Source organism: Salinirubellus salinus (genome assembly GCF_025231485.1).
In the GTDB taxonomy this organism is placed as follows: domain Archaea; phylum Halobacteriota; class Halobacteria; order Halobacteriales; family Haloarculaceae; genus Salinirubellus; species Salinirubellus salinus.
On sequence record NZ_CP104003.1, the window covers coordinates 234,201 to 247,006 of the forward strand.

At 69.8% G+C, this 12,806-nt stretch carries 16 protein-coding genes; 11 read left to right on the forward strand and 5 right to left on the reverse strand.

Going from position 1 to position 12,806, the window contains the following annotated elements; translation table 11 throughout:
* Window positions 1-23: 23 nt before the first annotated feature.
* From N0B31_RS01290 to metG, 3 genes are all read left to right on the forward strand, one after another.
* Window positions 24-581 carry a YqaA family protein gene (locus N0B31_RS01290; protein ID WP_380628435.1) on the forward strand — a complete coding sequence of 186 codons (558 nt, stop codon included), beginning with the start codon at window positions 24-26 and terminating at the stop codon, window positions 579-581.
* A gap of 175 nt (window positions 582-756) precedes the next feature.
* Entirely contained in the window at window positions 757-1,452 is a 696-nt protein-coding gene (locus tag N0B31_RS01295; RefSeq protein ID WP_260593957.1) for a LiaF transmembrane domain-containing protein, read from the forward strand.
* Between the two features lie 246 nt (window positions 1,453-1,698).
* Window positions 1,699-3,819 (forward strand): methionine--tRNA ligase, encoded by a 2,121-nt coding sequence (gene metG / locus N0B31_RS01300; RefSeq protein WP_260593959.1) that lies wholly within the window; start codon window positions 1,699-1,701, stop codon window positions 3,817-3,819.
* Between the two features lie 124 nt (window positions 3,820-3,943).
* Here metG and N0B31_RS01305 read toward each other — a convergent pair whose 3' ends face one another.
* Entirely contained in the window at window positions 3,944-4,453 is a 510-nt protein-coding gene (locus tag N0B31_RS01305; RefSeq protein WP_260593961.1) for a hypothetical protein, read from the reverse strand.
* A gap of 106 nt (window positions 4,454-4,559) precedes the next feature.
* Here N0B31_RS01305 and N0B31_RS01310 point away from each other — a divergent pair, with 106 nt between their 5' ends.
* The 6 genes from N0B31_RS01310 (at window position 4,560) to N0B31_RS01335 (ending at window position 8,911) form a co-directional block, all read left to right on the forward strand.
* Entirely contained in the window at window positions 4,560-4,853 is a 294-nt protein-coding gene (locus tag N0B31_RS01310) for a DUF7312 domain-containing protein (RefSeq protein WP_260593963.1), read from the forward strand.
* Window positions 4,854-4,892: 39 nt separating this feature from the next.
* Complete coding sequence (locus tag N0B31_RS01315) at window positions 4,893-5,486, forward strand: NfeD family protein (RefSeq protein ID WP_260593965.1); 594 nt, start codon at window positions 4,893-4,895, stop codon at window positions 5,484-5,486.
* Window positions 5,483-6,097, forward strand: coding sequence for an NUDIX hydrolase (locus N0B31_RS01320; RefSeq protein WP_260593966.1), 615 nt, complete (start codon window positions 5,483-5,485; stop codon window positions 6,095-6,097). The genes N0B31_RS01315 and N0B31_RS01320 overlap by 4 nt, the downstream gene beginning before the upstream one ends.
* Before the next feature lie 147 nt (window positions 6,098-6,244).
* The gene (locus N0B31_RS01325; RefSeq protein ID WP_260593968.1) at window positions 6,245-7,867 is read left to right on the forward strand and encodes a hypothetical protein; all 1,623 of its coding nucleotides are present in this window, start codon (window positions 6,245-6,247) and stop codon (window positions 7,865-7,867) included.
* Between the two features lie 77 nt (window positions 7,868-7,944).
* On the forward strand, window positions 7,945-8,232 hold the full coding sequence (locus tag N0B31_RS01330; RefSeq protein ID WP_260593969.1) for a DUF5789 family protein: 288 nt from the start codon (window positions 7,945-7,947) through the stop codon (window positions 8,230-8,232).
* Window positions 8,233-8,236: 4 nt separating this feature from the next.
* On the forward strand, window positions 8,237-8,911 hold the full coding sequence (locus N0B31_RS01335) for a CPBP family intramembrane glutamic endopeptidase (protein ID WP_260593971.1): 675 nt from the start codon (window positions 8,237-8,239) through the stop codon (window positions 8,909-8,911).
* A gap of 6 nt (window positions 8,912-8,917) precedes the next feature.
* On the opposite strand, the gene N0B31_RS01340 is transcribed toward N0B31_RS01335, so the two are convergent.
* Window positions 8,918-9,811, reverse strand: coding sequence for an SDR family NAD(P)-dependent oxidoreductase (locus N0B31_RS01340; protein ID WP_260593973.1), 894 nt, complete (start codon window positions 9,809-9,811; stop codon window positions 8,918-8,920).
* Window positions 9,812-9,937: 126 nt separating this feature from the next.
* Here N0B31_RS01340 and N0B31_RS01345 point away from each other — a divergent pair, with 126 nt between their 5' ends.
* Together N0B31_RS01345 and N0B31_RS01350 are read left to right on the forward strand one after the other, a co-directional pair.
* Complete coding sequence (locus N0B31_RS01345; protein WP_260593975.1) at window positions 9,938-10,441, forward strand: DUF4112 domain-containing protein; 504 nt, start codon at window positions 9,938-9,940, stop codon at window positions 10,439-10,441.
* Between the two features lie 80 nt (window positions 10,442-10,521).
* Complete coding sequence (locus tag N0B31_RS01350; RefSeq protein ID WP_260593977.1) at window positions 10,522-10,971, forward strand: DUF302 domain-containing protein; 450 nt, start codon at window positions 10,522-10,524, stop codon at window positions 10,969-10,971.
* 15 nt (window positions 10,972-10,986) lie between these two features.
* On the opposite strand, the gene N0B31_RS01355 is transcribed toward N0B31_RS01350, so the two are convergent.
* From N0B31_RS01355 to nreA, 3 genes are read right to left on the reverse strand one after another with little or no spacing between them, the layout of a single operon-like run.
* Complete coding sequence (locus N0B31_RS01355; protein ID WP_260593978.1) at window positions 10,987-11,208, reverse strand: hypothetical protein; 222 nt, start codon at window positions 11,206-11,208, stop codon at window positions 10,987-10,989.
* A 49-nt stretch (window positions 11,209-11,257) separates the two neighbouring features.
* On the reverse strand, window positions 11,258-11,485 hold the full coding sequence (locus N0B31_RS01360; protein WP_260593980.1) for a hypothetical protein: 228 nt from the start codon (window positions 11,483-11,485) through the stop codon (window positions 11,258-11,260).
* Between the two features lie 36 nt (window positions 11,486-11,521).
* A complete protein-coding gene (gene nreA / locus N0B31_RS01365) occupies window positions 11,522-12,793 on the reverse strand; it encodes a DNA repair protein NreA (protein WP_260593982.1) in 1,272 nt (423 codons plus the stop codon).
* Window positions 12,794-12,806 lie beyond the last annotated feature (13 nt).

Below are 12,806 nucleotides of genomic sequence, written 5' to 3' on the forward strand. Positions count from 1 at the left end.
CCGACGCGGCCCTGCTCACCGCACTGACCCTCCCCGCGCCAGTCGTGCCGCTCGACTTCCACGCGGGTGCGTTCCGTGCGCTGGAGGCTGCCGTCAAGACCGCGACCGGCCCGCTCGGTCTCGGACTCATCTTCGTCTACTCCTTCCTCATCGCGTTCGTCCTGCCCTTGCCCAGCGAGGTGGTCCTGCTCGCGCCGCTCGAACTCGGGTTGCCGTACGAGGCGAAGCTCGCGCTCATCATGCTCGTCTCGGGCGCGGGCAAGGCCGCAGGCAGCGTGTTCGCGTTCGCCATCGGCCAGGAGGCCAAACAGTCCGGGCCCATCATCCGCCTGCTCCGTCGCTCGCGGTTCGACGTCATCGCGTGGTCGGAGAGACAGACCGTCGACCTCGCCCGGAAGTACGGCTACGCCGGGCTGGCGCTGGCGCTCTGCGTGCCGGGGTTCCCGGACACGCTCTCGATCTACGCGTTCGCCGTCCTCGAGGAGGACTACCTGAAGTTCGCGCTCGCCACGTTCCTCGGGAGCGTCGGCCGCCTCCTGTTCACGGTGGCCGTGTTCGGCGGCGCCGCGGCCGTCATCTGAGGGCGGACCGTGGACGCCCGTTCACGACGCGCCGGCACGTCTCGGCCCCACTGGTCCCGTCTCCACCGCCCGTGGGTGGAATCACCGTCGCTGCGGTCCCCCAGTCTCCCCCCGGCGAGCGCCGACTGGCGCTCGCCAACCACGATATCTTCGCCTGCACCGACGTAGCCCCAGTATGAACTACCGTCGGCTGTCCAGTCAGGCCGTCCTCGGGGCGGTCCTCGTCCTCGTCGGTGTGGCACTGCTCCTCCAGACGACCAACCTCTACGACGTGGGACCGCTGCTCCGCTACGTCCCGTCGCTGTTCGTCCTCGTCGGCGCGTACGCGCTCGTCGCGAGCGGCTTCCGTAACCTCGTCGGGCCGGTGCTGGTCATCGTCGTCGCCAGCGCGTGGCAGGCCGTGACGCTCGGGTTCGTCGACGGTGCGACCCTGCTCGACTTCTGGCCGGTCCTGATCATCCTGTTCGGCCTCTCGCTCGCGCTGGGACGGGTCAGACCCCGCCCCGCGGGTACCGAGAGCGACCGCGTGAGCGGGTTCGCCCTGTTCGGCGGCGTCGAGCGCCGTGCCCTCTCGAAGCAGTTCCGCGAGGCCGACCTGACCGCCCTCTTCGGCGGTACGACGCTCGACCTGCGGGACGTGGAGCGCCAGCCCGGTGCCGACCCCATACGGGTGAGCGCGATGGCGATGTTCGGGGCGGTCGAGATCATCGCGCCCCGCGAGTGGAACGTGCAGATGGACGTCCTCCCCATCTTCGGCGCGGCCGAGGACTCACGGCTCCGCACCGAGCGTGACCACGAGGGCGAGTCCGACACGGTCGACCTCGTGGTCGACGGGTTCGTCGCGTTCGGCGGCGTCGAAGTGAAGGACTGAGGCCGAGCGACACGGCACCGCGGTGTTTTTGACGACGGGGTGGCTACGGTGCGACGTGCTTCGATGGCTCGCGGACCGCGGGATGCGCCCCTGCTGAGCCACCGCCGTCGGTGGACCGGCCCGGGGCGACCGTGCCCCCCGGCCCTCGCAGGGTCGGACCCGCCGCGAACCCGACGCGACTTCTCCCAGTCCCCCGAACGACGCGGACCGGCGGGTTTTACGCCCGCCACATTCGACACGACACACATGAGCCACGACGAGTTCCCGACCGACCGCCCCGCGGTGGTGACCTGTGGGCTGCCGTACGCGAACGGCGACCTGCACGTCGGCCACCTGCGTGGGTACGTCGGTGCCGACACGCTGAATCGCGCCCTGCGGAAGGTGGGCCAGCAGACCGCGTACGTCTGCGGCTCGGACATGCACGGCACCCCCATCGCCGTCAACGCCGCGAAGGAGGGCGTCTCTCCCGAGGAGTTCGCCCTCTCGTACCACGAGCAGTACGAGGAGACGTTCCCCCGCTTCAACGTCGAGTTCGACAACTACGGCCACACGCACGACGAGACGAACACGGAGACGACGACGTCCATCGTCCGGGCGCTGGAGGACAGTGGCTACGTCTACGAGAAGGAGATCATGGTCGGCTACGACCCCGAGGCCGACCAGTACCTCCCGGACCGCTACGTCGAGGGGACCTGCCCCTACTGCGGGGAGAAGGCCCGCGGCGACGAGTGCGACGAGGGCTGTGGCCGGCACCTCGAACCCGGTGAGGTCGAGGACCCCGTCTCGGTGCTGACCGGCAACCCCGCGGAGTACCGCGAGCGCGAGCACCGGTTCTTCCGCGTCTCGGAACTCCAGACGTACCTGCAGGGGTTCATCGACCGGCTGGAGGGGACCTCGAACGCGCGGAACCAGCCCCGCGAGTGGATCGAGGGCGAACTCCGCGACTGGTGTATCACCCGCGACATGGACTGGGGCATCGACTACCCGGGTGACGAACAGGACGACCTCGTCCTCTACGTCTGGGTGGACGCCCCCATCGAGTACATCTCCTCGACGAAGCAGTACTCCGAGCGCGTCGGTGCCGACGAGTACGACTGGGCGGAGGTCTGGCGCCCGCCCGAGGACGAGCGTTCGACGCCCGACTCGGCGGGCGGCGGCGGCGAGGTCGTCCACGTCATCGGCCGCGACATCATCCAGCACCACACCGTGTTCTGGCCGGCGATGCTCCACGCCGCGGGCTACACCGAACCGCGGGCCGTGGCCGCGACGGGGTTCATCACCATCGACGGGAAGGGGCTCTCGACCTCCCGGAACCGTGCCATCTGGGCGCGCGAGTACCTCGACGAGGGGTTCCACCCCGACCTCCTGCGGTTCTACCTCACCACGAACGGCGGCCTCCAGCAGGACGTCGACTTCTCGTGGTCGAAGTTCCAGGAGCGCGTCAACAACGAACTCGTGGGCACGCTCGGGAACTTCCTCTACCGCTCGCTCCTGTTCGCCCAGCGCGAGTACGGCGGGACGCCGGACGTCGACGTCTCGGCCCGCGTGGAGGAACGCATCGAGGCGGCCGTCGCCGACTTCCGCGCCGGTGTCAACGACTACTCCGTCCGGCAGGTCGGGAACAGCGCGGTCGCACTCGCCCGCTTCGGGAACGAGTACATCCAGAACCAGGAGCCGTGGAACCTCACCGACGAGGACCCGGAGCAGGCCGCACAGGTCATCCGCGACTGCGTCCAGCTCGCCAAGGCCGTCGTCGTCCTGTTCGAACCCATCGCGCCCGGGAAGGCCGAGGAGCTGTGGGCCGTCTTCGGCGGCGACGACCGACCCGTGCGGGACGTGACGCTCGACGCCGCGCTCGAGGCGCCCGCGGCCGAGTTCGAGGCGCCCACCGAGCCGTTCGAGAAGGTCGAGGACGACCGCGTCGAGGAACTCACCGAGAAACTCGAGGCGCGTATCGAGGAGGCAACGAGCGACGAGGACGACGCGGACGAAAGCGAAACCGACGAGGGGGAGGCCCCCGAGGCCGGTGACATGGAACCCCTGCTGGAAGAGCGCATCTCGTTCGACGAGTTCCAGGAACTGGACCTCCGCGTGGGTCGCATCGAGTCGGCCGAACCCATCGAGGGCGCGGACAAACTGCTGAAACTGACGGTCGACATCGGCCACGAGGTCCGCCAGATCGTCGCCGGCCTCCGACAGCTCCACGACCACGAGGAGCTACCGGGGACGAAGGTGGTCGTCGTCGCCAACCTCGAGAAGGCCGAACTGTTCGGCACGGAGTCGAACGGGATGGTCCTCGCGGCTGGCGAGGACGCCGACCTGCTGACGACGCACGGCGACAGCGAGCCGGGCACGAAGGTCCGGTAGGCGCTGGCGACACCTCCACTCTCAGCCCGGCTGGTGACTCACTCTACGCGTCGAGCCAGACGTCACGAGCGATACCACTCGGCGGTCGAGCGGACTGGGGATGGGGTCCGGTCCGGCCCCGGACTCAGAGGAAGCCGAACGTCTTGCCGAGCCAGACGGCGAACTTCGCGGCCTCGACCTCGACGGTCTTGGTGACGGTCAGGCCGCTCACCTTGATGTTGCCGGCCTCGTACTGTTCGTTGAACTCTGCGGCCGGGTCCTCGGCCTCGACGATGGCGTCGAACGTCGACTCGCTCGTCCGGATGCGGATCGAAGGGTCGTCCGCACTCGTCGTGCCGTAGTCCGTTATCTCGCCGTCGTCGTCGGTGACGAAGCGGTAGGCCTCGCCGGTGTCCTTCTTCGCCACGGTGTCGCCCGAGCCGATGCGGACCTCGAGGGTCTCACCCGAGAACCGGTTGCGGGCGATGCTGGGCGCCTCGTCGACGTTGTCGTTGTACAGCGCCACCAGACTGTCGAGGTTCACCGTGTTCTCGCTGCTCTCGCCGTCCTGCGCGAGCGCCCCACCCGGCACGGCCGAGACGAGGAGCGCGAGCGCCATCCCCACTAGCAGGATTCGCTTCGCGGAAACTGTCATCTGGGCGTATCTCGTGTGGTAGCGAGTATATCTCTTGTGGCGGACTCTCCCGTCGAGTCGAACGAGCGGGCGGAAACGGTTTGTGTGCGCCGGCGCTACCTGTGGTATGGAACGAGACGACTCCTCGACGGCGGGCTCGGCCTCCGACGAACGGGCCGAGGAGGCCGACGGGTGGCAGTTCGGCGACCGGGACACGACGCCCGTGGAGACCGACTCCGCTTCCCCCTCCGATTCCGGCTTCGACGCCGAACCGGAGGCCGAGCGGCGCGGTTCGGTCGCCGGTGGCACCGACCGCCGACTCCCGGTCGAACCCGAACCCGTGAGCCTCGAGAGCGCGGTGTTCGTCCTCCTCGGCGTCGTCGTGACGCTGGCCGTCTTCGCCCAGTTCGTCGTCGGCTGAGACCGAACCGTTACGGTGGGTCGCCGCCTACTGGGCGGTATGGTCGACGTACCGGGACTGGGGTTACCGCTCTCACTCGTGCTGTTGCTCGCGGGGACGGGACTCATCGTCGCCGAGGCGCTGGCTCCGGGCGCCCACTTCATCGTCATCGGAGTGGCCCTCCTCGTGGCCGGGCTGGTCGGCGTGTTGCTCCCACCGGGACTCGGCGCGCTCTCCGTGTTCATCCTCGCCGCGGTGGTGTTGCTCGCGGGGGCCGTCTCGCTCTACGCCTACCGCGAGTTCGACTTCTACGGCGGCCGGGGGAGCGGACAGACCTCGGACTCCGAGGCGCTGCGCGGGAAGTCCGGCCGCGTGACCGAACGGGTCACGACGAGCGAGGGCGAGGTGAAACTCGAGGAGGGTGGCTTCAACCCGTACTACCGCGCCCGGACCACCTCCGGGAGCATCGAGGTGGGCGAGGAGGTCATCGTCGTGGACCCCGGCGGGGGGAACGTCGTCACCGTCGAGTCGCTGCACTCTGGTGAAGACCCCATCGACCGGGAGCTGGCGCGTGAGCGCCGGCGCACCGAGCGGGAGCGAGCGGCCGACGAGGACCGCGAGTCGAACACCGAGAGCGGGACGGAGACGGCGTGACGGTAGACCGCCTCGACCTCTCGCGTCTCGCCGGCCACGACCCCGCGACGGTGTCCGACGAGGAGCGCGAGGCGGCCGTCCTCGCTCCGGTCCTCGACCGCGACGGCGTCGACCACCTCCTGTTCATCCGGAAGGCCGACGACCGTTCCTCGCACGCCGGGCAGATGGGGTTCCCCGGCGGCGGCCGCGAACCGACGGACGCGGACCTGCGGGAGACGGCGCTCCGCGAGTGCCACGAGGAGGTCGGGATGCACCCGGCGGAGCCGACGGTCCGCGGCCGCATCGACGACATCCGGACCGTCTCGCGCTACTCGGTGCGTCCCTACGTCGGCCGCGCGCCGGACCGCGAGTACGTCCCGGACGGGGTCGAGGTGGCGGAGGTGGCCGTCCTCCCCGTCCCGGAACTCACCGACCGCGCGAACTACGACTCGGAGCGCCGTGACCACCCCCACTACGGCGACATCCGCCTGCACTACTTCCGGGTCGGCGGCCACGTCGTCTGGGGGGCCACCGCCCGGATGCTGGTGCAGTTGCTCGAGTTGACGAGCGACTGGGAGATGCCGGCGGAACCGGACCGGCACGTGGAACCGGACGCCGAGTTCCCGGTCTGAACTCTCCACCGAGCGTGTCGCCGGGCACTTCTACCCGCTAGCCGACCGCGTGGAACAAAAGTGTCAATCAAGTGTATTCAATCTCTGAAAATACTCTCACGATACTATGTGTGTCTGGCCGTCACGTTGGGGTGAGGGGTGTCTCACATGACCGAGAACGAACACTCGAAGGGGGTAACGACGGTATCGGAAGACGGGGTGAGCGTGGAACGGACGCTCGTCGTGCGCGACGAGGGGGTAGTCGGGACGGTACGAGTCGACGCCGAGCGGCCCGAGCCGGTCGTGGTGACGGTGGTCGACCCGTTCCCGGCCGACCTCGCGGCCGAGGAGGCGGGGTTCCGGCGAGACGCCGCGCCGGAGGATGGGTCCGTGGACGGGGAGCGGGCGCGCATCCAGACCCTCGTCGAGGACGAACCGGTCGAGGTGTCCTACGGGGTCGCCCTGTCCGAACCGACCGACGGGGAGGCGTTCTCGGGGCCACGGGTGGAGGCGGTCGAGCCCGTGTCTGTCACCGGCCCCGAGGTCGCGGGCTCCGACACGGCGGACGGGGACTCCGGGCTGCTCTCCCGCGTCCAGCGACGACTGACCGGGTCGAACGCGGACGACGGCTCGGCGTCGGCCCGGACCGACGGGCCGGCCCCGGCCTCGGCCGACGAGCGCGTGGTCGACGTGGTGGCCGAGGAGATGGCGGACGACGCCGCAGTCGAGGAGGCCGAAGCGGAGACGGCGGTCGAGCAGACGGGCGCAGAGCCGACGGCCGAGGCGGCTGCAGCAGACACGGTCGCCGAGCCAGCCGAAGCGGGAACGACGGTCGAGCAGGCAGGAACGGACGTGACGCCCGGACGTGACGGGGAGTGGGACGAGATGGCCGACGGTGACTGGCAGCCAGCAGAGGGAGGGGAGGCCCGGTCGAGCACGGAGTACGCGACGGGCGGCGAGGGTGATTCAGCGCAGATGGACCACGACGAGGCAGAGACGACGGACGGGAGTGACAGCACGGACCGAACGACGGCGGCTTCCGCGCCGCGGACCGCGGTGGCCGAGGACCAGCGACGGAGCGTCGAACTCCGGGTCGACCGGCTCAGTGCGCGCGTCGAGGAGTTCGCCGCCTACGCCGACGGGCTAGAGGCCCTCATCGACGAGCACGGGAGCGCGACGGAGTTCGTCGACCGCTTCGACGAGGCGGTGGGCGACCTCGACCGGCGGTTGTCGTCGCTCGACGATGCGGTCGACGCGCTGGACGAGGAGACCTCGGCCGAGATCGAGGACGTGGAGGCCTCCGTCCGGTCGCTCAAGCGGCGCATCGGTGACGCGCGTGAGCGTATCCGCGAGGACCTCGAGCGCGTCGAGACGGACCTCGGCAGCGTCGAGGGGGACGTCGAGGTGGTGTCCGACCGCGTCGACCGCGTCGAGGGACAGCTCGACACGCTCGATGCCGACCTCGGCCGAGTCGACGGGCGGGTGGACGACGTCGCCGCGACCGTGGAGTCGGAGACGGAGCGACTCGACGGTCGCCTCGACTCGCTGGCCGAGGACGTCGAGTCGCTCCGTGCGACCGCCACCACGGTCGAGGACGACCTCGCGTCGGTGCGCGAGGAGGTGTCGACGATGCGGTCCGAGCAGGACGCGCTCCGCGAGGCGGTGGCCGAACTGCAGTCGTTCCGCACGTCCATGGCCGACGTATTCGCGGCCGACCTCGGGGCCGAGACCGGCAGCATCTCGGAGTCCGAGTCGGACCGCACGGACTCCGGCGACGCCTCCGCAGACTGAGGCGGTCGGTCCGAGCGGCCCGTCGCCGCCGGTGGCCCTTGGAAAACCTTTAGCCGCGGGACACGGAACGTCGGGCAATGGCAGACGAGGAAGAAGACGAGGGGCCCGTCGTGGAACTGGGCGAGGGTGAACCCGTCGAGGGCGTCCCGCTCGAGCAGGCCACGGCACGACTCTACTACGGCATCGAGAAGAGCGAGGTCGAGCGCCGCGAGGGTGACACCGTCGTCCGGACGCCGGACGGCCCGCGACAGCTCGCGGACGTGATCGCCGAGGTGGAGGCGACGTACTTCGAGACGCGCCGCGACCTCGAGGCGGCCATCGAGGGCGTCGTCGGCACCGGTCCCGTCCCCACCGCAGACGAGTAGCGCCATGGCGCCCGTGGCGGCACTCCGTCGCGGTCTCGCCCGCACCACGTGGGTCCAGCGGGCGCTCTTCTCGGGGTTCCTGCTCGCGCTGGTCTGGACCGAGTGGCACACCTCCGGCCTCGGCTCGCGCGTGGGCAAGGACCTGCTCGTCTACCTCGCGGCCCCGGCCGGGCTGGCGGCGCTCCACGGCAAGCACCTCGGCTGGCGTGTCGACCGGACCGCGCTCCGGAACACCCTGTTGCTCGCGCTGTTCGTCCTCCCGTTCTACCTCGTGGGGTCGTCGCTCCCCTCGGTGCGCGAGTTCTACCCGATGTGGGGCGCGACGAAGGAGACGTACCTCGTCCACTCGGTCCAGCAGTTCCTCGTCGTCGTCGCCGCCGAGACGTACTACCGTGGCCTGCTCTGCGTGGGCGTGCGCGACATCGGCCGGAAGGCGGCGTTCATCAGCCCGGTCATCTACGCGTTCCACCACCTCGGGAAGCCCCCCATCGAACTCGTCCTCTCGGGGCCGACCGACGTGCTGTTCGGCCTCGTCGACTACGAGTCGAACTCCATCCTGCCGAGCGTCGTCGCACACGGGCTCGGGCTGGCGCTGCTGGACTGGCTCGTGCTCCACGACCCCGTCATCCCCACGGAGACCGTGCTCTCGTGGCTCCGGTGGATTCCACTGCCGCTCTGACTCGGGTCAGTAGCCCCGGTCGAGTTTCGCCGTCTCGAACCCCTCCGTCAGCTCGTCCCAGCGGTCGGCCAGCTCCGCGGCGGTCCAGCGCCCGTCCTCGTTCGCCGTCGAGAGCGACCGCTCGCGCGTCGGGTCCGAGACGTACGCCACCTCCCCGCCCATGATGGCGAGCGTGCACCCGGTGACACCCTCGGCCGCGTCGCTGGCGAGGAAGACGGGTACCGCGGGCGCCATCTGTGGCCCCATCGTCTCCGGGTCCGCGCCGGCCATCCCCGGCAGGTCCTCGGTCATCCGGGTGAGCGCCGTCGGCCACATCGCGTTGACACGGACGCCGTAGCCGTTCAGTTCCTGTGCGGCGGTCCGCATCAACCCCAGGACCCCCGCTTTCGCCGCCGAGTAGTTCGCCTGCCCGGCGTTCCCGACGGCGACGCCCGAGGAGACGCAGGTGAACGAGCGCTCGCAGTCTATCTCGTCGGCCTTCGCCCGCTGGCGCCAGTGGGCGCCCGCCGCCCGGACCAGCGAGAAGTGCCCCTTCAGGTGGACGTCGACGACGGTGTCCCAGTCGTCCTCGCTCATGTTGAACGACATCCGGTCGCGCAGCACGCCGGCGAAGTTCGCCACCGAGTCGACCCGGCCGAACTCCTCGTACGTCTCGGCGACGAGCGCCTCGGTGTACGCGAAGTCGGTCACGTCGCCGAAGTGCGCGACGGCGTCGCCCCCCGCGTCCTCGATGCGGGTGACCGTCTCCTCGGCCGGTTCGCTGTCGCTCCCCTCGCCGGAGACGTCGACGCCCAGGTCGTTCACGACCACCGTCGCCCCCTGTTCGGCCATCGCCACCGCCGTCTCCTCGCCGAGTCCGTGCCCCGCACCGCAGACGATACAGACCGTGTCCTCCAGCATACCCGTCCGTCGGGGAAGGCGGGCTTACGTCCGGGCGAAGCGGCAAGCACTGCGCCGCGACGGTCCAGCGTCGGGCCTGCCCACGCCGGCACGTAACTTATCCGTCGGCGACCCCTCCTGAGGGCGATGACCCACCACGACTTCGACACGGCGTTCGTCGACGGGTTCGAGGGTGAACTCCCGGAGTCGCTCGACGAGGCGGCGGTAGAGCGGATGCGCGCGGTGGCGAAACTGCTCGACGAGCAGGTCGAGATACCGGGCACCGGGTTCCGGGTCGGCCTCGACCCGCTCGTGAGTGCCGTTCCGGGCGTGGGCAGCGCGGTCGGCGCCGTCGTCTCGCTCTACATCGTCGCCGAGGCGGCGTACCTCGGCGTCTCGTTCTCGACGGTGCTCCGGATGCTCGCCAACGTCGTCATCGACGCCGTCGGTGGTTCCATCCCCTACGTCGGGGTCCTCTTCGACGCGGTCTGGAAGACGAACAAGCGGAACCTCCGACTCGCGCTGGAGGACCTCACGGAGGGGGTCGAGCACGAGACGACGGGCGTGGTCGAGGTCGGGGGGCACGAAGAGCACACGGAGGCGACGGAGGACGAGGGGGACGACGGCCCGGTCGTCATCGAGGTCGAGTGAGCGGCGACCTCGGTCCGGAAGTGTGCCGCCCGTACCACTGGTGAGAACCTTTTTCGCTCGCAGACGCGCATCTCCACACGATGTTGCCAGTCGACCCCAGCCAGCTCTCGAGCGAGGACATCGGCGAGAAACGAGCGACCCTCCACATGGACCACGCGGACGCGGTCGAGCACGTCCGCGAGGCGTTCACGAGCGAGGGGTTCGGCATCGCCACGGAGTTCTCCCCGAGCGAGATGCTGAACGAGAAGATCGGCGCCGACCGGGACCCCTACTTCGTCCTCGGGGCCTGTAACCCGAACATGGCCGACCGTGCGCTCGACGCGAGCGACAACCGAATCGGCGGGCTGTTCCCCTGCAACGTCGTCGTCTGGGAGGAGGAACCGGGCGTCCAGACGGTCTACCACATCAGCATCATGAAGGCCGCCCGACTGCTCGGGATGGCACCCGACAGCGAGGAGATGGCCGACATCGTCGCGGACACTGGGGAGCTGGTGGAGGCGGCGTGGGCGAAGCTGGATACGGCGGAGTAGCGACCGAGCAGTCGGTCAGTCCCGCCGCCGCTCACGCTCCAGTTCCGTCTCCAACTCCTCGACGCGGCGTTCGAGTTCCTCCACGCGCTCGTCGGCCGAGCCACCGAACAGTCGCACGCCGCCGACGACCGCCACCGCGAGCAGTACCAGCGGCGCGACGATCACCAGCCCGAACAGTATCAGGATGATCAGCAGTTCCGGGCCACCGGGGAGGCCGGGGAAGAGGGGGACCAGCATAGCTCGACGTGTCACGATTACGGCGATAAGTCTGGCGACTCTCGAGGTCTCACTCCTCGCCGTCCTCGAGCGCCTCTACCTGCGCCTCGAGCCGGCCGACTTTCCGCTCGATGCGACCGAGCCGCTCGGCGACGCTCCCGCCCGAGCGGACGCGGAGGTAGAAGTAGCCGATACCGCCGACGAACCCGACGGCGACAGCGATGCTCGTGACGAGCGAGAGGGCGAGTATCACCAGTTCGGGGCCACCGGGGACGGTCTGGAGGGGGAAGGGGACCATACCCCGACTGCTCGGACGAGCGACAAGAAGCTTCCGTCAGCCCCCGAACTGTCCGAGGTTGGTCTGGACGCCCGCGACCATCTCCGACTTCCGGCGCAGGCGTGCCGGCGAGATGGGTAACTGCGGTTCGAGCGCTCCCACCGCGTCGTGGAACGTCTCGGCCACGCCGGCCTCACCCTCGAAGGCGTTCCGCACGGACTCGCGGATCTGCCAGACGCCGACGGGTGCCCAGTAGGCGTCCGAGACCGTGCGGAGGACGAGCACCTTCGCCTGTCGGCCGCGGCGTTCGAGTTCCTCCAGCACCCCCAGCCGGGAGGCGTAGTAGGCCCCACTCGTCTCGTCGACGTATGCGGTGCGGCCGGTGTAGCTCTCGTAGTCCGACCCGACCCAGTACGGCCCGGACTCGTCGGGGTTCCAGATGCTCCCGGGGGCCTTCATCTCGACCAGTTCGAACTCCCAGTCGCCCGGCGCGAGGATGACCCAGTAGGTGTTGCCGACGTAGTCGTTGCGCCAGACCTCCACCTCGTCGACGCTCGGCGCGTTCCGGATGCGTCCACGGAGGTACTGGCCGACGGTGTCGTCGACGGCCGTGATGGACCAGCGCGTGGGGACGAGTCGGCGCTCCTTCGCGCGCCCGAGCGCGCCCGCCGAGAGGATGCGCTTGATGTCGTAGACGTCGAATCCGCGCCGGTAGAGGTAGGCGATGGCGCCCTCCGCGCGCCAGTCGTCGTCGGAGAGCGTCTTCTCGACGGCGCGCGGGACGTGCGGATTCTCGGTGAGCTCGGCGTTCCGGGCCTTCACGCGGGGGCCGTTCGGCGCGCGCATCCCGGTCGCGTCGAGGGACTCGCTCACGTCGAGGTTCGGCCTGCCCGACAGGCCGATCTCCACGTCCACCGGTCGGTCGGCGATGGCCACCTCGCGCTGGACGCCGACGAAGCCGTCCCACGTGTCGGCCACGTCGACGTCCGCGTAGCGAGTGGAGTTCAGGAGGCCGGTGCGCCGCTGGAACACGCCGTCGATGTCGACGCCCTGCGCGTACCAGTCGCCGCTGGTGGTGTACTCGTTGGGGTCGAACTCGCCCGCGACGGGCGAGAGCAGACCCGTCGCCACCTCGGGGTAGCCCGAGCGGCCGACGAAGATGGAGGGCGCGGTGGAGCCGAACAGCGAGTCACCCTGCACCGACTCCGCGAACCCGCTCTCCACGTCCTCGATGTACTCCGTGATGGCGTAGGACTTCTCCTCGGCCAGCTGTCGGAGGTCGGCGGCCTCGTCGCGTTCGTACCCCTCGATGAACTCGTCCAGCCGCATCTACCGAGAGACG